The organism is Brevibacillus nitrificans (genome assembly GCF_003710965.1).
Lineage (GTDB): Bacteria > Bacillota > Bacilli > Brevibacillales > Brevibacillaceae > Brevibacillus > Brevibacillus centrosporus.
In genome coordinates, this window is sequence record NZ_RHHU01000005.1 from 330,421 (window position 1) to 351,290 (window position 20,870).

18 protein-coding genes are annotated in these 20,870 nt (G+C 51.7%); 5 read left to right on the plus strand and 13 right to left on the minus strand.

Translation table 11 applies throughout. The annotated features are described in order from the left end of the window. The first annotated feature begins 287 nt into the window (after nucleotides 1-287). The gene (locus tag EDM59_RS11605; RefSeq protein WP_122923742.1) at nucleotides 288-1,136 is read left to right on the plus strand and encodes an oxidoreductase; all 849 of its coding nucleotides are present in this window, start codon (nucleotides 288-290) and stop codon (nucleotides 1,134-1,136) included. A 13-nt stretch (nucleotides 1,137-1,149) separates the two neighbouring features. Here EDM59_RS11605 and EDM59_RS11610 read toward each other — a convergent pair whose 3' ends face one another. From EDM59_RS11610 to EDM59_RS11645, 8 genes are all read right to left on the minus strand, one after another. Then, entirely contained in the window at nucleotides 1,150-2,073 is a 924-nt protein-coding gene (locus EDM59_RS11610) for a DMT family transporter (protein WP_122923809.1), read from the minus strand. 125 nt (nucleotides 2,074-2,198) lie between these two features. Next, complete coding sequence (locus tag EDM59_RS11615) at nucleotides 2,199-2,555, minus strand: hypothetical protein (RefSeq protein WP_122923810.1); 357 nt, start codon at nucleotides 2,553-2,555, stop codon at nucleotides 2,199-2,201. A gap of 52 nt (nucleotides 2,556-2,607) precedes the next feature. Beyond that, the gene (locus EDM59_RS11620) at nucleotides 2,608-3,708 is read right to left on the minus strand and encodes a GerAB/ArcD/ProY family transporter (protein ID WP_122923743.1); all 1,101 of its coding nucleotides are present in this window, start codon (nucleotides 3,706-3,708) and stop codon (nucleotides 2,608-2,610) included. A gap of 44 nt (nucleotides 3,709-3,752) precedes the next feature. Then, nucleotides 3,753-3,983 (minus strand): hypothetical protein, encoded by a 231-nt coding sequence (locus tag EDM59_RS11625; protein ID WP_122923744.1) that lies wholly within the window; start codon nucleotides 3,981-3,983, stop codon nucleotides 3,753-3,755. A gap of 13 nt (nucleotides 3,984-3,996) precedes the next feature. Beyond that, a complete protein-coding gene (locus tag EDM59_RS11630; protein ID WP_122923745.1) occupies nucleotides 3,997-5,202 on the minus strand; it encodes a Ger(x)C family spore germination protein in 1,206 nt (401 codons plus the stop codon). Between the two features lie 35 nt (nucleotides 5,203-5,237). Beyond that, a complete protein-coding gene (locus EDM59_RS11635; RefSeq protein WP_122923746.1) occupies nucleotides 5,238-6,767 on the minus strand; it encodes a spore germination protein in 1,530 nt (509 codons plus the stop codon). 151 nt (nucleotides 6,768-6,918) lie between these two features. Continuing rightward, complete coding sequence (locus EDM59_RS11640; protein WP_122923747.1) at nucleotides 6,919-7,560, minus strand: SurA N-terminal domain-containing protein; 642 nt, start codon at nucleotides 7,558-7,560, stop codon at nucleotides 6,919-6,921. Nucleotides 7,561-7,681: 121 nt separating this feature from the next. Beyond that, a complete protein-coding gene (locus EDM59_RS11645) occupies nucleotides 7,682-8,104 on the minus strand; it encodes a hypothetical protein (RefSeq protein WP_183192890.1) in 423 nt (140 codons plus the stop codon). Nucleotides 8,105-8,356: 252 nt separating this feature from the next. Between EDM59_RS11645 and EDM59_RS11650 the strand changes: the two genes are divergently transcribed. Further along, entirely contained in the window at nucleotides 8,357-8,914 is a 558-nt protein-coding gene (locus EDM59_RS11650; protein ID WP_122923748.1) for a hypothetical protein, read from the plus strand. Nucleotides 8,915-8,971: 57 nt separating this feature from the next. Here EDM59_RS11650 and EDM59_RS11655 read toward each other — a convergent pair whose 3' ends face one another. Together EDM59_RS11655 and EDM59_RS11660 are read right to left on the minus strand one after the other, a co-directional pair. Continuing rightward, nucleotides 8,972-10,774: an ABC transporter ATP-binding protein gene (locus EDM59_RS11655; protein ID WP_122923749.1), complete on the minus strand. Its 1,803-nt coding sequence runs from the start codon at nucleotides 10,772-10,774 to the stop codon at nucleotides 8,972-8,974. Then, the gene (locus tag EDM59_RS11660; RefSeq protein WP_122923750.1) at nucleotides 10,771-12,546 is read right to left on the minus strand and encodes an ABC transporter ATP-binding protein; all 1,776 of its coding nucleotides are present in this window, start codon (nucleotides 12,544-12,546) and stop codon (nucleotides 10,771-10,773) included. Before EDM59_RS11660 ends, EDM59_RS11655 begins: the two co-directional genes overlap by 4 nt. A gap of 193 nt (nucleotides 12,547-12,739) precedes the next feature. On the opposite strand from EDM59_RS11660, the gene EDM59_RS11665 reads away from it, so the two are divergent. Together EDM59_RS11665 and EDM59_RS31050 are read left to right on the plus strand one after the other, a co-directional pair. After that, a complete protein-coding gene (locus EDM59_RS11665) occupies nucleotides 12,740-14,842 on the plus strand; it encodes a multicopper oxidase family protein (RefSeq protein ID WP_122923751.1) in 2,103 nt (700 codons plus the stop codon). Between the two features lie 281 nt (nucleotides 14,843-15,123). Next, nucleotides 15,124-15,561, plus strand: a complete 438-nt coding sequence (locus EDM59_RS31050) for a hypothetical protein (protein ID WP_183192891.1) — start codon at nucleotides 15,124-15,126, stop codon at nucleotides 15,559-15,561. 109 nt (nucleotides 15,562-15,670) lie between these two features. Here EDM59_RS31050 and EDM59_RS11675 read toward each other — a convergent pair whose 3' ends face one another. Beyond that, nucleotides 15,671-16,144: a DUF4362 domain-containing protein gene (locus EDM59_RS11675; RefSeq protein ID WP_122923753.1), complete on the minus strand. Its 474-nt coding sequence runs from the start codon at nucleotides 16,142-16,144 to the stop codon at nucleotides 15,671-15,673. A 662-nt stretch (nucleotides 16,145-16,806) separates the two neighbouring features. Between EDM59_RS11675 and EDM59_RS11680 the strand changes: the two genes are divergently transcribed. Continuing rightward, the gene (locus EDM59_RS11680; protein WP_246011008.1) at nucleotides 16,807-16,998 is read left to right on the plus strand and encodes a hypothetical protein; all 192 of its coding nucleotides are present in this window, start codon (nucleotides 16,807-16,809) and stop codon (nucleotides 16,996-16,998) included. Between the two features lie 118 nt (nucleotides 16,999-17,116). Here EDM59_RS11680 and EDM59_RS11685 read toward each other — a convergent pair whose 3' ends face one another. Both EDM59_RS11685 and EDM59_RS11690 read right to left on the minus strand, forming a co-directional pair. Further along, the gene (locus EDM59_RS11685; protein ID WP_122923754.1) at nucleotides 17,117-18,526 is read right to left on the minus strand and encodes a ribonuclease H-like domain-containing protein; all 1,410 of its coding nucleotides are present in this window, start codon (nucleotides 18,524-18,526) and stop codon (nucleotides 17,117-17,119) included. Further along, on the minus strand, nucleotides 18,516-20,798 hold the full coding sequence (locus EDM59_RS11690) for a DEAD/DEAH box helicase (protein ID WP_122923755.1): 2,283 nt from the start codon (nucleotides 20,796-20,798) through the stop codon (nucleotides 18,516-18,518). Before EDM59_RS11690 ends, EDM59_RS11685 begins: the two co-directional genes overlap by 11 nt. Nucleotides 20,799-20,870: the final 72 nt, after the last annotated feature.

Below are 20,870 nucleotides of genomic sequence, written 5' to 3' on the forward strand. Positions count from 1 at the left end.
CGCTTGCAACTAGAAGTTTATCGCACTCTTTCACTTGTGAGGATGGCCTCAACTACTTTCCCCAAATATGATACCCATTTACGAAAAGTATTAGCAACCATTCCAGAAACAAACAAATAGAGTAAGGGATAGCAGACCTCTACCCGCGCGTGGTAACCATTTAAGTATACATAAATTTTCCTTAATCTAAAGGCAGTTTGTTATCATTTTGTTAACAAATTTATGAACAAATTTGTGAACTTTCGTGTTAAATCAGACCTGAATTGGTAGGAAAAAGGAGAAAAAATATGCAAAATAGGCCTGTGGCACTGGTTACAGGTGCCTCTAGTGGGTTTGGCATGCACGCTTCCTGTGCATTAGTCAAGGCTGGCTACCAAGTAATTGCTTCCATTCGAGACATCGAAAACCGAGAAGCACTTGACAAAATGGCAAAAGTACATATAGCAACGGAACATATGGAAGTTATGCCTCTGGATGTTACAGATTCAGAGCAAATCGCAGCCTGTATTTCTTCCATCGTCAGCCGCTACGGGAGAATCGATTTACTCCTCAACAATGCTGGCTATGCCTGCGGCGGCTTCGTTGAGGAACTCTCTCTTCAGGAGTGGCGCAAGCAATTTGACGTCAACGTGTTCGGTCTCATCGATGTCACACACGCCGTCCTTCCCCATATGCGTCAGCAGCAAAGCGGCCGAATCATCAACCTCAGCAGCATCAGCGGGCGCTTCGGCTTTCCAGGGCTTGCCCCTTACGCTGCCTCGAAGCACGCGGTGGAAGGGTTCAGTGAATCCCTGCGCCTGGAGATGCTGCCTTTTGGTGTGGACGTCGTTCTGATCGAGCCTGGATCATACCGGACTTCCATCTGGGAAAAGGGGATTCAGTCGAGCGCGAAGCAGCCTCATTCCTCGGCCTCTCCCTATCTCGAGCAAATGCAAAAGCTGCGTGCTGCCGTCTCGCATATCATGGCGAACGCCCCCGAGCCAGATGAGGTCGTAAAAACGATCGTACATGCCGCCACCACGCAAAAGCCAAGACTGCGCTACCCAGTAGGAAAGGGTGTCGGACTCACCATCGCTGCAAAGAATCTCTTACCTTGGAGATGGATAGAAGCCATCGTCTCCAAACGAATGAGGTGAGCCCCTCCCTGTTTTAGGACAAGCTCGTTTTCTTCGGCTGGAGAGAGCTCGACACGTAGCTATGTAGTACCATCCCGAAGATGACCAGCAGCATCCCTACATTGGACCACAGCCCTGGCAGCGGCGCGCTCAGGATCATCATTTCAAGCATGACGGCAAAGACGACCTCTCCTGCTTGCGTAGCCTCGACGACCGCCAGCTGCTGGGCGTTTCCCTTTGCCAGATCCGTCGCTTGGAAAAAGAGCACTGTCGCCACGATCCCGGAGGAAAGAGCTACGAGCAAGGATTGCAGTGTTTGTCCGCTGCTGGGCGCCCCTTCGGTCACAAAGCCAATAATTGCGAGCAGCACCCAAAACGGAAGACTGGCAAGCGTCATTCCCAGCACCCTCTGGTAGGCGTCGATCTGCCCTTTTGTCATTGCCATCATCTTTCGGTTCCCCAAAGGGTAGGCAAAGGCAGCCACCACGATCGGACCTATCCCGAGCAGCACTTCCTTCATTCCGACGGATGCTGCCTCGTGCAATTGCATCAGAGCAACCCCCGCCAAGATCAGCAAGGACATGAGCAGCCCCTTGTAGGGGATTTTCTGCCCAAACAGCGGAACGAGCAAGGAACCTGCGATGATCGTCACCTGCCATGTCCCGGCAATCAGCCAGCCTGGACTATAAATCGCCGCAAAACAAAGCGGCGCATAGAACAAGCCGAATCCGACAAAGCTCCACACCCCCCATTGCCATGGGTTTGCTTTCATTTCCTCCCAAAGTGGCTGCAGCCCTCGCCGCATGCCGACAATTACCAAAAGAAACGGCACCATAAACAAGTAGCGCAGGGACGCGCTGTACAGCCAGCTGCCACCGGACAGCTCCATCGCTCTGTTCAATACAAAGGTCGTCGCGAAAAAAAGCGACGCAACCACTCCCAATAGAATCGCCCTCATGATTTCCCCCTCACCCATCAATCAGGTTTACTCTCTTCTTCCAGTAGAATAGCTCGGGCTACCTCTGCTGTCAAAACCAACCAAAAACGCGCACTCCAAAAGAGTACGCGTCATCATTATTCGGGCTATTCGTATTCCGATACTCTCCCTGTCTGAATCAGCCAGCCATGCTGCAAATACTCCGCAACTCCAAAAAAGATCGCTACGAACCCTGCCCCCATCGGCGTGATCTGAATCGCAGCGGGCAAGATAAACGCGCTGACATACGTAATCACAAAGCCTGCAATCATATCAAGCGCTGTCGTCAGCCATAATGTTCCTGGCCGCAGGATGATTCTCTCCAGCCAATAACCCGCCAGTGCCAATACAAAGCCTACGCCAATTGAGTAATAAAGAGATAAATAATTCACTTCCGGAAACAGCGCATCCGCCAATACTACCAATACCGGACTTACGAGCAGCTTGATCAATAAACCGTCCACGCTCATCTGCCTCCCTCATTTGGTTTCTACAGTATTCCCACTTCTGCCCATTCTACTGCACGATTTTTTTGCGGAACCCTGCTATGATCAGCAAAAATAGGGGGAAGAGAATCCCGAAGAAGGGTGCGTACGTCCCCCAGACCGGAATCAGCTCATATAAAGTGGAAGAAGTCGGGATAAGAACAAGCGCAAACACAATATTGCACATCGCCAGTGGCAGCAGGAGAAATCGATACTCCCGCAGACCAAACACATATGCGAGCCCAATCGCAGACACATAAAAGAGAAAGGTCAGCCGAAATACGATCGTGGTCATCCAAATAATAGCCAGCATTACTTCGATTCGCTCCAAAAACTGCCCCACGCTGATTTTTTTCGCCAGACCGTAGCTGGGAAATGTCAGTCTCGCTGTTTGATCGTAGCCTAGCACCAGGATACAAAGCGCTGTTGTGACGATTAATGCAAGCCCGCCAACCACGATTCCGGTGATCAGAGATTTTCCGTTGTTCTCTGGCCGGTTGACCATTGGATAGATCATCAGAACAGTCACCCCTTCCATAAAGGGAAATCCTGCAAATGGCAGAGAAGCCCGGATGGCTGGTCCCACTCCGTCTTCCAAGACAGGCAGGATGTTTTCCAGCTTCGCATTCGGCACGACAAACAAAACGAGAATGCTAAACAACAGCAGCACCCACGGAAAAAAGATCTCACTGGAGCGCGCCATCGTCTCCAAGCCGAGTCTCGCACCTGCCACCACGACGATCATGACAACGACATAGATCGCCTCGATCGGCGTCTCCGGCATCATCTGCGTCGTAAGGAAATCCCCGATATTATTTAAGGTCAAACTGGCTATCAAATAAGGAAACGCCAAGATGAAGAGAAGCATAACGGCTTTTCCCAGCCATTTTCCCAGCAGCAGCTCCGTGTAAGCCATCAGCGTCAGTCCTGGAAAGCGCCGTCCCAGCGCATGTATCAGTGTTATACTCAGCACGCCAATGACCATCGCAAGAATCGCTGCTATCCATGCGTCCCGTTTGGCGACAGTTGCTAACGGCCCTGGCATGATCAGAACGGCACTCCCGAGAATGTAGAGTACAGTCATAATCGTCAATTGTCGCGAGCTGATTTTGCCATCTTCCAACATGCGCATCCGTTTCCTTCCTGTGAAGGCTCGACCGTCGAGTTGACTTAGGTCTATAGCAGCTGTTCAACCATTTTGTACAAAGGAGAGAACAGCCTAAGCAGCCAATCGATCGGGTTTGGCATATCGATCTGCAAGCACTTGGCTATGCTCAACACAGCAGCCAGCAAAAGCAGAATCAAAAACACCCGCACTTCCCGCCTGTAACCTTTTCTGAGCAACGATGGTATTTCCAGCCATGCAATCAAAGCTACGACGGAAACAATACCTGATATCGCCCACATAGACCCGGCCCCTTTATTCCTTGTTCATTTCCTGCAAGAACGAATTGCTGACCGTACCCAAACGGCGTATTTTCACTTCAACCTTGTAATCTACGGGAAGCTTGGCAAATTGAACGTCCCAATCCTTTTTCCAGGCCTTCCAAGCGGCAGCATTAGCCCGGTGGACAGCTTCTCCAAATCCAAAGATGTCTACCTTGTACTGTTTTTGCACTTTGGACACGGTTTGTTTCATCAAGTCTTGGACTCTCTTGGAGGCAATCTTTTCAATCTCTGCGATGCTGCTGGTCTTGGTCAGATCGAGATGACATGCCATCTCTCCCACGTTTGCCTCGATACGCGATTTCACCTCGACACGTGGCTTTCCTTTCTCCACAAAGCCCTTCACTTTGGTATCTGATCGAATCACCTCGATCACCATAGTCCCGCCATTGGGGCATGCCAGGCTGCCGACCGTGCTTTTGATGTTGTTCAGAATAAAGTTGTACCCGATGCTGTCATTCTGGTTCAGCCAGCCTATCAATTTGTCTTCCTTGAACACTGCCAGCCCTGTGTATTGCAGAGTTGCGGCGTTGTCTATTTTCTCAATGTTGGTAGTGGTCTGTCCGATCTGCGCATTGCCATTGATTCGAAGACCAGTCAGAACAGGCTGTTTGCCATCGCTAACCAGATCGGCAATCAGCTGGTCCAGCGTAACAGTCGTACTCGGTGCCCAAGCTTTCGCCGAAGCAGCCAAGGAATGAAACAAATTATTGGCAGGAATTTTCTCAATCGGCGTCAAGATTTTCAACGCCTCCTCAGCCGTATGCCCCTCTTTGGCAACGACAATGTAAAAATCCGTTCGCATTTCCTGATCGCGCGATACGAAATCAAGAACCTCTCCGAGTCCATCCTTCGCCACTGCTTCGCCAATGACCAAAATGCGCAGGTGCGAATTGTATATTTTCCGAGGCGATACCGTCGTCATCTTCCGTAGGGCCTCAAAGATCGTGGGCGCAGACATATGATACATCGTGACGGGCGTACGACCACTTGTACCTCCCTTGTTCGCCGCCACTTCACCAGGATCGACCACCTGCACAGAAAACCGATATTGCTCTCCATCTTTGTCCACGCCAAAGCCGACAGCAATCGCAAGCTCGTTCAGTTCACGCCGATTCCAGCAGCCAGTCAAAACGATGGCCATTAGTAGCATGATGATGATCAGTCGCCGTTTCTTCATCTGCACTCCCCTTTGCTGTCGATATGGTCCAATGGCTACTGAGTACCCCTGCGCTTTGGCTTGCGTGTCGGTTTGTTTTGGGCACGGACTATATTGTTCTGCGAAATGAGATGGGGACGTGTCCGTATTGCCCAATGCGGCAATCGCACCAGCGTATCCTTTTGATCTTGAATGTTTAGCGGTGCCAATGGACTCATGTAAGGGACCCCAAAGGATCGCAGGCTGCACAGATGCAAAACCAAAAGCAGTAAGCCGACGATTACGCCAAAAATACCGAAGGACGCCGCCAGGGCCATCAACGGAAAACGCAGCATCCGCACGGCGATGGACATATTGAAAGCTGGCATGACAAAGCTGGCAATCGCCGTAATTGAAACCACGATGACCATGGCAGCAGACACGATTCCCGCATCGACCGCTGCCGTCCCGATCACCAGGGTTCCTACGATGGACACGGCTTGCCCAATTGCTTTTGGCATCCGCACGCCTGCCTCCCGCAAAATTTCGAAGGTCACTTCCATCAGCAGCGCTTCAAAAAACGCAGGAAAGGGAACACCTTCACGCTGTGCAGCCAAGCTGATCAATAGCTGCGTGGGCAGCATCTCCTGATGAAAGGTCGTAATCGCGATGTAGAGCGATGGACCCAGCAGCGCAATAAAGAAGCTGATATACCGCAGCCCTCGAAGCAGCGTGCTGATGTCTGCTCGCTGGTAGTAATCCTCCGCAGCCTGAAAAAAACCGACAAACAGAGCTGGCGCTATCAGCACAAAAGGCGTGCCATCGACTAGAATCACTATCCTGCCCTCAACCAGTTCTGCGGTCGCCACATCGGTACGCTCCGTGTTGTTCAAAGTCGGAAAAGGAGTAAAGGTTTCGTCCTGAATCAACTCTTCGATATAGCCGGTCTCCAAAATGCTATCGATACAGATGCGGTCGAGCCGCCTGCGTACTTCCTCAACGACCTTGTCATTGGCGATTCCTTTGATATAGGCAATGGCCACATCGGTATGCGTGACATTTCCAATGCGATGAATTTCAATCCACAGGCGCGGATCCTTGATTCTGCGCCGGATCAACGACGTATTTGTCCGCAAATTCTCAGTAAAGCCTTCCCGTGGACCGCGAATCACCGTCTCTCCAGAGGGCTCTGTCACACTTCGCTCTTCCCAGCCCATCATTCCGACCGCAAAGCCTTCGTCATAACCATCTAGCAAAAAAACGCAGTAGCCGGACAACAGAAACGTAAACAGAGAGTTGACATCGCATACCTCCTGGATGTCACCCACTGTCATAACGGACTCTTTCAGAAAGCGCAAAACTCCATTCGATCTGTCGAGCTCCCAGGAGAGCATCGTTTTAGGCAGATCGATCATCAATGTTTCCAAAAGAAAGTTTTGAATGGAGGCGGTGTCTACCATTCCATCGATATAAAAAAGAGCTGCATGAAAGCTCCGCTCGCTCCCAAACTGAAATTGGCGAATGACTAGATCATCACTATCTCCCAGCATGCTTTGGACGATCGAGATGTTCTCATCGAGACTGCCATTGATTTTGATTTGTTCCATACAGGTATCCTCTCGCTCGCTGCCAAATCATTACAACCAGTTTTTCCTATTGCGTCTGCTTATAAACGGATAGACGCAGTGGAAGCACAAAAAGACCCATGCCGCTTTTTAGGCGACACAGGTCTTTTCGTATCGTATAAGCAATCCAGCTTTATGGCGTGGCAGGAACACTTGCATCTGCTGCATTTTCGATAAAGCTTGGATCATACCATTCTACTTTGTGGTTTTTTTCGACCGTTTCCATCCATTTGCTGTAGTTTTCACTGCGATTGTTATCAGCCAGCAGCGATTTGATCTGATCGTGGACTTTATCCAATGCTGGAGCAGGAGAGCCCATTTGCGCTTTGTTCGCTTCATAATACTGCTGGATTTGCTCTTCCGTTACAGGAAACGCCTTGTCCAACAATTTGTCGCGAGTAAGCAGCACTTCCATTTTACTGCGCAAGGTCTTCTCATCCATCCCCATACCGCTCAGATACTCCTGGAAGGCTTGGTCGGATCCGATCTGCTGTTTCATCGCATTTACTTCTTTATCTATATCTTCCTTTGAAACGGATATATTTTGCTGTTTCGCTTCCTGCTTGATCAGAGATTGGGCAACAAGCTCATTCGCCATCTGTTTTCCGTACAGATTTTTCATTTCGTCATACAATTGATATTGCGTGATCTCCGTATCCCCCGCTTTGACGACAGCTGGGTCGAGATCCTTTTGCCCTGCCTGATAAACACCCAATACGACAAGTCCTGCCAGCAGGATAGACGCCGAAAGAATGGAAACATCAAACTTCTTCACGTAGAAATCCTCTCTTTCTTTTACTTATCCTCCAGTATAGACAGGAGTTGCGGTAGAAAAATGGAACGTGTTTACACAGGTTTTCCACATTTCATTTATTTTAAACGCGAGACCTCCGCCCTCACATGAACCAACGCGTAAAAAAAGAGGTAAGAACGGAGGCGATCACGGGGCCCAGGACTGCCCAAATTTGCAGGAAGCGTTCTTGCTTCCTTCCTTTATCTCCTTCGATGATCTGTGCTAGATTTTCTTTGTCCGTCTTCTCGTTGTTCAACAGCTGCATGATGATATCTTTCTCTTTATCTGTCATCCCTGATTTCATTGCTATTTCCGTTTGCAATTTCGTTAATGCCTGCACGAGCTCTGCGCGCACTTCCTCCATCCGTTCCAAGCGGTGTTCTATACGTTCCAGCCATTTCGTGGCAACCGTTACTTTTCCTTCAAGCTTGTCAATTCGTTCCTCGAATTTATCCAGGCGTTGATAGATCCGTTGCAAATGCTGAAATTCGAATTCCTTCTGGGAATCTTTCTCTCCTGGCGTCATGGGTCCACCTCCTCCGTCCTTTGTAATATCTTGTATATGAGGAGCAGAAACGGATTGCTTGTACTCCTACCCGATTTTTTGCCCGACAGCGAAAAAAGGCAGAGCAGGGCTGTTTCACAAAATGGGACAAATCCCTGCGTCATCTGCTTATACCTTGTCTCACTCCCACGCATATAGTAGCGATAGCAAATGAAAAAGTCGGTTCCTTTCATTTGACTACTTCAAGCGAAAGACAGTGAGGAAGGGATTCAAGTGGCAAAAAAGAAAAAAGAGGAATCGCTCGTAGGTCGTTCCGTAGCCGTAAGTCGCGGAGAAGCCGATTCCAGAACCGGAATCTTGCTGGCAGACCAAAAAGACCACCTGGTTCTGTACAACGGTCGCGATGGCATCGTTTACTACACGAAGAACGGAATCCAAGGTTTTACCCCATACGATGAGGAAGAATCTGCGGACAACTCTCCAAACGCGGATGGCACCGACGAGGAGATCCATTATTTCGATGGCAAAAACTTCTCGTCCATACTCGCGAGCTTGCTGTGGTCGCCTGTCCGATTCAATCGTGGTAACGAAGATCAGGTCGACGGCATATTGGCAGAAGTAGGCGAAAGAGAAGCTGTGTTGGTCAACGGGAATGAAGTACGCAGACTTCCTCTCTCCGCTATTCGTGACATCGGTGACATCGTGGATGAACAGCAGGGCGAAGAAGAGGTAGAGAATCAGGAAGAGGAGGCGGAAGAAGCAAACGATGATCCCGCCCCCCAGAGAAACTGGAGAAGGCGGCATCGCAACAATCGTCACTCCAGGAGGTAAAGAAAAAAGGGGCGCTGCCATCCAACTGGCAATGCCCCTTTTGCTATTCCTTCTCGCTCAAGTGCCCAACACCCGAAATTGCGAGAGGACGAGATCGTAGTATACACCCCGTCTGTCCATCAAGCTGGTGTGATTGCCCTGTTCAATAATCGTTCCGTGGTCGAGCACGACGATCGTATCTACCTCCCGGATGGTGGAAAGCCGGTGAGCGATGACGATCGCTGTCCTCCCCTTGAGCAACCGCTTCAGTGCCTGCTGCACCTTTACTTCCGTCTCTGTATCAATACTTGCGGTTGCTTCGTCCAGAATCAGGATTTTCGGATTGGCGAGCAAGGCACGGGCAAAGGATAGCAGCTGCCGCTCTCCCTGCGAGAGCACATTCCCTCTCTCTTCAACCTCTGTGTGGTAGCCATTGGGCAGCCGACTGATAAAAAAGTCGGCGCCGATCGCACAAGCTGCCTGGATGACTTCCTCATCCGTAGCGTCCGGTCTTCCAAAGCGGATATTGTCCATGATTGACCCTGAAAAAATGAAGGTATCCTGCAAAACGATGCTGACTTGGGAACGAAGTGTCTCCAATCGGACTTGCGTAAGGTCAACCCCGTCTATTTTCACTCTGCCGTTTGTAGGATCGTAGAATCGACAAATCAAATTGACGATGGACGTCTTGCCTGATCCCGTATGCCCCACGAGTGCGATCGTTTCGCCTGCCTTGATCTTTAAATCAATGTGGTGCAGAACATCTCGCTGCCCGTCATAGGAAAACTGGACATCCTCCAAAACAATGCTTCCCTGAACATCGGTCAGCTCCACTGCCTCCTGCTGTTCGGGTACAGAAGGCTTTTCATCGAGAAATTCAAAGATTCGCTCTGACGACGCCATCGCCATCAAAAGTTGGTTGTACACCTGCCCCAAGCGGGAAATCGGCTCCCAGAAGTTGCCCAAATAATAAGCGAAGGCAACGAACACGCCAATCGAGATCGTATCCGCCTGAATGAGCGTGGCTCCGAGCCAAATCAAGATCGCTGTACCGATGGCGCCTGCCATATCCACGATGGGACGAAAGGTTGCACTTCGCTGCGTGGCTGTCCGCCAGGCTTCAAAGTTGTCCATGTTCATCCGCTCGAAAAAAGCCAGATTCTCCTGCTCCTGGGTAAAAGACTGCGTAACGCGGATGCCCTGAATGCTCTCATTCAAGTGGGAGTTGATCTTGGATTGCTTGAGACGCACGGTCTGCCATGCCAAGCGAATCTTCTTGCGCAGCTGAATGGAGATGAGGAACATGAGCGGCAAAACAATCATGATCCCAAAGGTCAATGTTGGGCTCAGCACAAACAGCATGACGAGAATGCCGATCAGCATCACGATATCAATGAAGATATTGACGACGCCATTCGTAAACAAATCCTGAAGCGAATTGATGTCGTTGGTGATGCGGACCAGAATGGAGCCTGCCGAGCGCTTGTCAAAAAAGCGATGGGACAGTCTTTGGATATGGGTAAACAGCTCTTGGCGCAAGTCGTAAATGACGGAATGCCCCAATTGATTCGTCCAGCGAATCCGCAGGGCACTCTCCATCCATCCCAATACATACAGTCCCATGATCATGCCCGCTATCTCGAACAGATCCATCAGATTCTTTTTCTGGATCGCCTCATCGATTGCGATACTGATCAGAAACGGTACCCCTAGCCGAACCAGTGTCACTACCGCCAGAGAAAGGATTGCATAAGGAAGCCATTTGCCCAGATACGGCTTCATGTAGCCCATCAACCTGGTCATTTGTGTCCAGTTGTACGGCTTGTCGATCACGTTCTCGACGGAGTATTGAAAGCGATCGTGTTTTTGCCTGCTTTTCATATCCGGCTCCCCTCCGCCTGCTGCGCCTCTTGATCCCGATCCTGGAACTGTATGTCGTAAATGCGTCGATAAGCTCCTGCAGGCAAAGCTATCAGTTGTTCATGAGTCCCCCGCTCGATCACCCGTCCAAGCTCCATCACGAGAATCTCATCTGCGTGCTTCAATGACGAGATCCGATGCGCGATGATAAAGGTCGTTCTGCCTACCATTACCTCTCGCAGTGACTGCTGGATCCGGTATTCCGTCTCCATATCCACGGCAGAAGTCGCATCGTCGAGAATCAGGATGCTCGGTTTGATCAAAAAAGCCCGGGCAATAGCGATTCGCTGTTTTTGCCCGCCGGACAAGCCCAGCCCCCGCTCACCTAAAAGCGTGTCATAGCCATCTGGAAGCTCCCTGATAAAATCGTGTGCCTGCGCATAAACAGCTGCCGAAATGACCTCCTCCCTGCTCGCATCTGGCCGTCCGTAAGCGATGTTGTCGTAAATGGAACAGGAAAAAAGAAACGATTCCTGAAAGACGACTCCCATGTTCCGCCTCAAATGCTGGGGTGAATAGCTCTCGCTGCTTTTTCCATCGATGAGGATGGTTCCCGCTGTCGGTTCGTAAAAACGGGATATCAGCTGCGTAACACTCGTTTTCCCCGATCCGGTCGCGCCGATCAACCCGATGATTTTTCCCGGCGCTGCTTGAAAGCTGATCGACTGCAGGGCATGCTCATTGGCTTCGTTGTAGGCGAGGCTGACATCGATGAACTGTACATGCCCCTTTATCGGAAGCTCCTCTTCATGGCTGGCGGCTGCTGGCACATTGCGACGATCATCTTCCTCGTCTAGAACCTGCAGCAGGCGCTCCCCTGCCGCTTTCGACTGCGAATACGAGTTGAGAATAAAGCCAAGCTGCATCAACGGGCCGATAATGAACCAGACCAGACTGAAGAAAGCGACCAGTTCACCTAGCTTCATTTGATCGTGAATGACCAGCCACCCGCCAAACACCAGCAAAGCTACCACACATAGATTGCCGAACAGCTCCATCAATGGAAAAAAGGTCCCCCAGATCCGGGCCGTCGAGATGTGATTTTCCTTATAATTCAGATTTTTGTCCGTAAACTTGTTGATCTCATTGTTTTCGCGTGATAGTGCTTTTACCGTATTCATCCCGCTGATATTTTCCTGGACCTTGGTCGTCAGGGAGGCAAAAGCTTCCCGGATATGCTTGAAGGCGACATGGACCCGTTTGTCAAAGCGATAGGCAGTAAACCCGACAAACGGCATGGCGCACAGCGTAACCACCGCCAAGGACGGATGCAGATACAGCATGATAGCAAAGCCAAAGCCCGTGAGCAGTAAGAAGTTCAGGAACTGGGCTGAGCCAAACGACAAAAAGAACCGGAAGACCTCTACATCCCCCGCCAGCCGAGACATGAGATCCCCTGTTTTTGCATTGTCGTAGTAGCGAAAGGGAAGATATTGCAGCTTCCGATACAATTCGTTGCGCAGCTCATACACGGTCGATACGCCGAACAAGTCACCGAAATATTGATGGTAGTACACCGCGACCCCTTTGATTCCCATCAGCAAAACGAAGCCGATCGCCAGATAAGGTACGAGTGCGTACTGCCTACGGGTAAAGACCTCATCGATCGTGTACTTCAAAATAAGCGGATAGATCACGGTGACGGCCGTCACGATAAACAACGACAGAATTGAAATACAGAAATAGCGCCTATAGGGCCAAAAGTACAACTTCAATCGTTTAAAGGTTTCCAAGACCAGCTACCTCCTGCAAAGTGGAGTGTTGTCAAATGAAGCTCCGACACATATCATATGGCTCCTTAACGCGAGTCAGACCACAGAACGAGTCAGACCTGAGACGGAGGCAAAATCATGCCTCAGTACGTTTGGGTCTTCCCGCTTCCTCTTTATGATAGAACGTGAACTTATAATCAGGAGGAAAATACGCATGCCGGATTTTCAAGCACTTGCCGGGATCGATCAAGGCCTTTATTTGATTCTTTCGCTCTTGACGCTGCTCCCGGCGCTTCGGATCGGCAACCTCGTCTTTCGACCTGCGGGGTACGCCATGGCGAAGAGTGCCCGCTGGAACCTGCTTTGGATCGGCGTAGCGCTGCTTGCGGCACTCGCTCAATGGGGAACGACCTGGATGCTTTATGAATCATTTGGATGGATGTACATAAAAGACAAGCTGCTAGGATTTCTCCCCCTCATTTTCTTGCCAGCGGTCGTGACAGCCTTTGTCACTGTACCGCGTCTCTGGCAGCTGGCGACGCACGGACCGATTGTCACTCCCTTTGCCGTCACACCGGACAATACCAGGACCAGCGGGGAAATGGAGGAGATCAGGCGGCATAAAGCGACGGCACCCGAGATGATCGTACCTGTCTACACGTTTGCCCTCGGCGCCATCCTCGCCGCTATTCTGCAATTTTTCATTCCTGCTGTCACGCTGCAATGGGAGCTGCTTTTGATTTTCTGGGGGTGCCTGGTCGCTGGCTCCTCAGTCTTTTGGATTTGGCAATCGTGGCAGCAGCAGCGCCATGGACAAGCTGGAGCGCTTACTCGACCCGGTTTCGTCATTCGACTCCTCCGCGGCGTCTTCGTTCTCCTGCTGCTGTCCGGCGGCTCGCTTACCTCGTTCAGTCAGGCGATGCATGCGAGCAAGCTGCCCGATCAGATGAGCATGGCCCCCGTTCATGGCCAGCACTCCCCTGCCTTGTCTGGCCCCTCCGTCTCTGTGACGGAGCTGACGGGTCCTCGAACGGGGGTACCTGATCGCCAGTTTACGTTGACCGCCCAAAAAACGATGCGCAAGCTTTCCACTGGAAAAACCATCGAGGCGTGGACCTACAATGGCCAATACCCCGGACCTGAGCTGCGCATGAAGCAAGGAGAATTGGTCGAAGTCGTGCTGAAGAACAAGGACATCGACGCAGGTGTCACCCTCCACTGGCACGGTTTGAATGTGCCGAATGCGGAAGATGGAGTCGCAGGTGCCACTCAGGACGCCGTGCTTCCCGGCGAAACGCATGTGTACCGCTTTGTCGCAGAGCAAACCGGAACGTACTGGTACCATTCCCACCAGCAATCCGCCGTTCAAGTAAAAAAGGGATTGCTGGGCGCACTGATCATCGAACCTGCCACAACGCCAAATCCCGCCCCCTCATCCCAGCTTGATCTTGCACTCGTCCATCACAAGCTGGGATCTGGAGGAGGAATGACACTGAGCGGCATAACGGGACGCACGACAAAGACAGCTGCACCGGGAACCTCTGTCCGCCTGCGACTCATTAATGCGGACAGCTTTCCAGCTACCTTCCGACTGCAGGGAGCTTCGTTTCAGGTTGCGGCGATTGACGGAAATGACGTGCATGAGCCGAATCTGATCGCAAATCAGCAGCTGCTTCTCGCAGCAGGCGGGAGATATGACGTCATTTTTACGATGCCGGATCATCCTGTTTTTCTTTCTCCATCGAAAACAGATAATGACAACGGCCTCTTACTCAGCCCACACGGCTCGGGAGAAGCACCTGCTCCTCTCCCCGACCTGCCTTATTTTGACCCTGCCAGCTATGGGAGTCCTCTGCCGCTGCCTTTCACACTTCAAACCACATACGATCGGGACTTTCAGCTCGTTTTCGACGTTCAGTTCGGTTTTTATAACGGGCGTCTGGATGGTCTTTGGACGATAAATGGCCGTGTCTTTCCGAATACGCCCATGCTTCAAGTGAAAGAAGGCGATCTCGTCAAAATGACTTTCGTAAACCGCAGCTTCATGGACCACCCGATGCATCTGCACGGCCATCACATGCTCGTGCTCAGTCAAAATGGCAAACCAGCTACTGGCAGTCCCTGGTGGACCGATACGTTGAATGTGGCTCCAGGAGAGACCTACATCGTCGCTTTTCGCGCTGATAATCCTGGGCTGTGGATGGATCATTGCCACAATCTCAGCCATGCTGCTCTGGGAATGAGTATGCATCTGGTGTACGAGGGCATCTCCTCTCCTTTCCACATCGGTAGCCAGACACGCAACCAGCCGGAATAATGGATGGTCCTGGAGCAAAAGAAAGCCTGTTGAAGAAAAAAAGCAGCCTGAATGCATAGGTGCACGGGCTGCTTTTCTTATGATGAGTGGGCTTATCTGTTTTTTCGCTTTTTCCGGCTTCTCTTTTGCTGCCTCCTGCTGTCTGGTACCCGTTCCAATCTGCGAAGCTTCTGCTTTCGAACGAGCAAGACTGCCCTGAGTGAAGTTCGCTGTGGCATCCAGATTCCCTGCTCGCTTTTGCTCCTCTTTTTGAGGCGGACCGGAACGCCGCTCTCCCAGCCGTGTCAGCACAGCCTGTTGCGCCATGCTCGCAGTCGTCTTCTCGCTACGACTCCGCAGCTGCGCAAGCTTTGCCTACCATTGCTCAGGAAGCTGCAAGCGACGCGACGATACGTCGAGAGGCCAGAGAAGGGCGGCGAGCATCAACAGCCATTCACGGACAGATTGGGTATCCCATTTTTCCGGCAGATCCCCTGCGAACGCGGGGAGTAATGGACCGCTCCCATCCCCGCAGGCAGGCACTGTGCGGGGCACTGGAACAACCCTTCCTAGGAACGATAGATATGCGGATTCTAGGCGCATCTGCCGGCTTGCACATCGTTGCGGCCTTTGCTGACATTCCTTTTACTCCTGCGTTATTGGAAAAACTGCAAGATGCCGGTGTCCGAGTCTATCCGGTAGAGGAGCATGCGGTGCGCCCCGGCAGACACGCAGAGTAGACAAAATCATCTTGGGGTATGGCAACTTATCGGAAGAAAAAATCGTGGAAGGTGTCAAACGCCTCTACTCTGTTCTGTCTGTGGCGGGTAGCTTATCTGGCAAAAACCACTAGTTCGACAGCTCAAAATATTGACCGAACTCTTTGTCGCAGCCCTTTAGTATGTATTCGTTCTTTCCCTTGCTTTTGCTCGCTATGGCGATTCCTTCACAGGTAGTCGTTTGGCGTCCTTTGTCCTTTCCGCCATATTTGTCCATCGAATCATCATAGGTAAAAACCACTTTCTTTCCGTCGTACACCAGCTCTTCGAAAGTCGGATCGCCTTCAATCGTGTAGCTCGTGATCCGCACCTGATCAGGCGTTTGTTGAGCGACATTTTTCATGAACTGCTCCCATCGCTCCCAGTTGGCTATTCGGCTATGCACATTCACGACATCCCCATTCTCGATGGCCTTTTCCGCTCGGTAGGGATCGGTTAATTCGGGAAACGCTGGCGTGCTCCCGCCGCCTGCCTGCTCCTTTTGTCCGCAGGCAGCGAGGAGACAGACCACTGTCAGCAGTAAGGAAATTGTTTTCATTTGCATTTGCACTTGCTCTCCCCTTATCTCTTTTTCGTATATCGTTTATACGAGAAATTCGCCTATTTTGTTTCGAGCATTTTTTTGCTTCATCTACGGTTCAGAGGCTTTGTGCACAATAAAACAGCAGCAGTGTAGGACATTGTATTCTAGTCCATGGCTGCTGCTGTCTCTTTTTTGGGTCAGTCTATTACGAGCTTTTCTTTGATGACCGGGAATCACAGATTATTATCTGCGACGACGACAGCACTCCGGTGGACAATTCCTGCAGTGATCTGGACACCGCCACCTGCGATTTCTTCTGTACCCATAACCTGATTCTGGTGGTGGAGTCCCATGCCTTTGCGATGGGGAATACGAAGAAGGGTAATACGCGGATTGGTTGTAAGACGAGGATTGGGATGACGACCAATTGGAACTTGGATAATACATGCTGTCGCCCTCTTTCTTGTTAAATTTGGATGACTCTATGTGTATATGCAGGAGAGCATTCACCCGAATAGACGAGTAACATCCCCGATCACAAATTGAGGAAGCTACCTAGGCCTAATTCCTAGCCTTTCAAAAAGATTTCTGGCTTGTTTCGTTCCATTCAAACTCTACCTATTCCTGACAGAGGCTCCTTGTTATCCTAGAAAATAGCAGCTCATGGAAAGGAAGATTGTACGATGACATGTCATGAAGCAGCACCGCCGCCTGTTCGCTTTTTGGAGGGGGAGCGCGTCTATTTACGTCCCATTGGTTTGGCGGATACGGATTGGTATTTTCGTTCCTTGTACAATCACGAGGGACGACGCCTGACAGGTACGCAAAAGCACTATACGCGACATGAGTACCGGGCGAAATACGTACTTGGCTGAAGCCACTCCATCCAAAAAAGCTGCCCCGAAATGGCCTGGTACAAAAACAGACTGCCTCTTCGTCGCATGAATGACGAAAACAGGCAGCCTGGGTGGTTCGCGATACGTTTTGTTTCTTTTACTCTTCATACTCATACAGGGAAAAAAGGGAAGAACCGTCCGTGGCGTTCCCTTTTGCCTCCAGTCTGTCCAGCCGCTTCTGAAAGGCAAGCCCCTCTGCCTTCGAGCGATTACGCAGCAGGCTCCCCCGCTTTTTCCACTGCTCGTAGGCGAGTCTTGTGTAATGCAGAGCCTTTTCCCAGTCTCCCAGCTGATGCTCATACACCTTTGCCGCCTCGATGTAGACTTCTTCCGGGACAAAGCCGTTCGACTGCATGCACGATTCCCAGATCTGCAGGGCACTCTGCCAATCCTTTTGTTTTTTGTACAGATGGCCGGCAGCCAGCTTCGCGCGGACACTCCAAGGGTGGCTGCTGTGCGCGACAGTCAAATACGCCTGCATAGCCGTTTCCCTGTCTCCCAGCGCTTCGTACCAGCGGGCAATTTCGTATCGCTCTTCCTGCGATACTTCTTCCCGTTCGTGCTCCAAGAGCAACGAGGAGACGTGGATGTAGAGCGTCATTAGCGAGAGCACATCGACTTCGTTATGCCGCAGCACACCTTCGACGACATCCGGGTCCTTGGAATGGAGAAAGTCAAAATAGCGGACGGGCGCCAAATACCCCGGCAAATCGTCCTCCCGATAGACACCCAGCTTTTCCTGCTCGATGATCGCCAGACGGCAAGATTCCAGCTCGCCCCTCCACAATCTTCGCGCACCGTGCAGCAAATCCAAATGACCAAAGACAGGCAATGCCTGTACCTGATCCCGAATGAGCGTGTGCCGGGTACGCACCTGCGGCCAGTCGAACGATTTGCCATTAAAGGTAACCAGGTGGGACGACTGCTTCGCCTGCTCCAAAAAGGAATGGTACAGCGTCACTTCCGCGTGCGGTGCGGGCAAAAAGTGCTGTCGTACAACGACTTCCTTTCCCTCTATGCGGCTGTAGCCTAGCAGAAACACGGTATTTCCCGCTCCCCCTGACAGCCCAGTCGTTTCCGTGTCAAAAAACAGCAGATCCTCCGCCCGCCGTCCCGCTGCAGACAACGGATGCTGCTTGCCGGACGCTTCCCAGGCTGCGATCGTCTCGTGCAGCTGAGCAAAGCTGTACCTCCCATGCTGCTGACGTAGTGGATAGCGGACTTCGCGGATCATGACATGCTCATCCTCCCAGAGGAAGGGAGCAGCTTGCATGCTTTTCCACCGTTCCGCATACGGAATCTCGGGTTCAGTAGCTGCATCGGAAAGCTCGGCTGTCAGCTGGGGCAGAGCTTCCTCCGAAACCTGCTGTGCTTCGACCGACTCGGCTCCGCTGACTTCTTCCGCTTCCTTTGACAGCTCTGGTTTCTCTTGCTCCGCTTCCGTGCTTTTGTCGCTCTCCAGAGAGAGATGCCCCTTCATCCGCTGCAGCTTGGATTTAAGAGACATACGCGCTTCCTCCCTGAGCTACACGAAGCAGCGTCATTGCCAGCTCCTTGCTTCCATCGTCAGTGGCTCCTACACAGGAGGGGCAACCGGATTCGCACGGGCACGATACGATCATGCGCTCCGCTTGTGCCAGAATCGTCTCCATTTCTTTGTACACCTGCTCGGAAAGTCCAATTCCTCCGGGGTATCGGTCGTACAGAAAGATCGTCGGCTCCTGGGAATGCACGGCTTTGCGCTGCGGGATGACATGCAAATCCATCGGGTCGCACATGACGAACAGCGGTGCCACGTGCTGCAGTACATGTGCCAAGCCAACCAGCCCCCGCTCCACGTCCTCTGTCCCGATCTCCTCCAAAAGCGTGTCGGAAAAGCCGATCCACGCGGCATTCGTGTGCAGCTCCTCCTCCGGCAGATGGATCGGACCGGAGCCGATGTTTTCATGCGTTTCAAACTTGATCTTCTTGAAGATCGTCGCCATCGCGTGGACGGATACTTCCCCGTAGGCAAAGGCGCGTTGTCCCTCCCTGCGGTACTGATCCTGCTCCAGGACCTTCAGCTGTACGGCCAGATTGGCATCCGTGTAGTAATCGACGGATACCTCCCGGACATACGCTTTCTTTTCCTCGTAGTCGAGCTTTTCTACCTGATACTGTGCCCCTTGATGCAAGTAGATCGCTTCCTCGTGGAGCAGCGTCATCGAGCTGAAACGGTCCATTTCCCCGATTACCCGTTCATTGCCGCGCTCGGTGATATCAATGATCACCACATTTTCCTGGGAAGCCGACCGCAGACTGATGTTGTGTGCCGGGAACGAGTCATTCATCCAGAACCATTTGCCTTTGGAATGGTGCAGCACCTGCTCCTCAGTCAAAAACTCCAGAATTTCCACAATCTCTGCACTCCCGAACGTATCTCCCTCACGAAACGGCAGCTCGTAGGCCGCACATTTCAAATGATCGACGAGAATGATCAGATTGTCTGGATTGATCCGAGCGGTCTCGGGGCTGCGGTCAAAAAAGTATTCCGGGTGGGCGATGACGTACTGATCGAGCGGCGTAGAGCTGCCGACCATCACGACAACGGATTCCCCCTGCCTTCTGCCTGCCCGTCCCGCCTGCTGCCACGTGCTGGCGACCGAACCAGGGTAACCCGTAATGACGCATGCCTGCAGCTGGCCGATGTCTACCCCCAGCTCCAGTGCATTCGTGCTGACGACACCCATGATGTCCCCGTTGCGCAAGCCCCGCTCGATCTCCCGGCGCTGACTGGGCAAATACCCGCCGCGATAGCCCTGGATGGTCTTCGGACCCAGCTTTCGTTTGATCAGCTCTTGCAAATACGTCAGCAAAATCTCTACGCGGACGCGGCTGCGGGCAAACAGGATCGTCTGAATGCCGTTGACCAGAAACTGCTCGGTAATGTCCCGGGCTTCGAGAGTGGCGCTGCGCCGGATATTCAGCTGCCGATTGACCACCGGCGGATTGTAGAACAGAAAATGCTTGATCCCCGCAGGCGCACCGTTGTTGTCCACCAGCTCCATTTTCTCTTCCGTCAGCTGCTCTGCCAGCTCTTTGGGATTGGCAATCGTCGCTGACGTGCAAATAAATTGGGGATGGCTGCCGTAAAAGGCACAGATGCGCTTTAGCCTGCGAATGACGTTGGCGACGTGACTTCCAAAAACGCCGCGGTATGTATGGAGCTCATCAATCACTACGTATTTGAGATGCTCAAAAAAGGATACCCACTTGGTGTGATGCGGCAGGATCGCGGAATGCAGCATATCCGGGTTGGTAATGACGATATTGCCCGTCTTGCGCACCATTTGACGGATGTTCGCCGGCGTGTCTCCATCGTACGTCTCCGATTTGATGGACAATCCCATCTCGGTGATCAGCTCGTGCAGCTCGCTCTTTTGATCCTGTGCCAATGCTTTGGTCGGAAACAGGTAAAGCGCTCGTGCCTGCGAATCCTCTGACAGCGTCTGCAGAATCGGCAGATGATAGCACATGCTTTTTCCCGAAGCCGTCGGAGTCACCGCTACGATGCTTTTTCCTTCGCGCACATGGCGAAAGGATGTTTCCTGGTGGGTATATAAGGAAGGAATCCCTCGCTTTTCGAGAGCTTCCCGGATTCGTGCGTCCAGCTGACTCGGAAACGAAACCGTTTTGGCGTCACGCGCAGGTATCGTTCTCCAGTGCGCGATATTCGCGAGGAATCGTTCATCCTGACGGAAATGCTCCAAAATCTCAGCCATGCTTTTTTTCATTTTCATCGACGTCACCTTCTTTGATTCAATTTTACGAATGGATGTTCGTGATGTAAATGAATTTATTCTGGATAAACC

Coding starts and splice junctions, on each gene's coding strand:
- EDM59_RS11605 (WP_122923742.1), top strand. CDS start 288: ATGCAAAATAGGCCTGTGGCACTGGTTACAGGTGCCTCTAGTGGGTTT.
- EDM59_RS11610 (WP_122923809.1), bottom strand. CDS start 2,073: ATGAGGGCGATTCTATTGGGAGTGGTTGCGTCGCTTTTTTTCGCGACG.
- EDM59_RS11620 (WP_122923743.1), bottom strand. CDS start 3,708: ATGCGCATGTTGGAAGATGGCAAAATCAGCTCGCGACAATTGACGATT.
- EDM59_RS11625 (WP_122923744.1), bottom strand. CDS start 3,983: ATGTGGGCGATATCAGGTATTGTTTCCGTCGTAGCTTTGATTGCATGG.
- EDM59_RS11630 (WP_122923745.1), bottom strand. CDS start 5,202: ATGAAGAAACGGCGACTGATCATCATCATGCTACTAATGGCCATCGTT.
- EDM59_RS11635 (WP_122923746.1), bottom strand. CDS start 6,767: ATGGAACAAATCAAAATCAATGGCAGTCTCGATGAGAACATCTCGATC.
- EDM59_RS11645 (WP_183192890.1), bottom strand. CDS start 8,104: ATGACGCCAGGAGAGAAAGATTCCCAGAAGGAATTCGAATTTCAGCAT.
- EDM59_RS11655 (WP_122923749.1), bottom strand. CDS start 10,774: ATGAAAAGCAGGCAAAAACACGATCGCTTTCAATACTCCGTCGAGAAC.
- EDM59_RS11665 (WP_122923751.1), top strand. CDS start 12,740: ATGCCGGATTTTCAAGCACTTGCCGGGATCGATCAAGGCCTTTATTTG.
- EDM59_RS11675 (WP_122923753.1), bottom strand. CDS start 16,144: ATGCAAATGAAAACAATTTCCTTACTGCTGACAGTGGTCTGTCTCCTC.
- EDM59_RS11680 (WP_246011008.1), top strand. CDS start 16,807: ATGACATGTCATGAAGCAGCACCGCCGCCTGTTCGCTTTTTGGAGGGG.
- EDM59_RS11685 (WP_122923754.1), bottom strand. CDS start 18,526: ATGTCTCTTAAATCCAAGCTGCAGCGGATGAAGGGGCATCTCTCTCTG.
- EDM59_RS11690 (WP_122923755.1), bottom strand. CDS start 20,798: ATGAAAATGAAAAAAAGCATGGCTGAGATTTTGGAGCATTTCCGTCAG.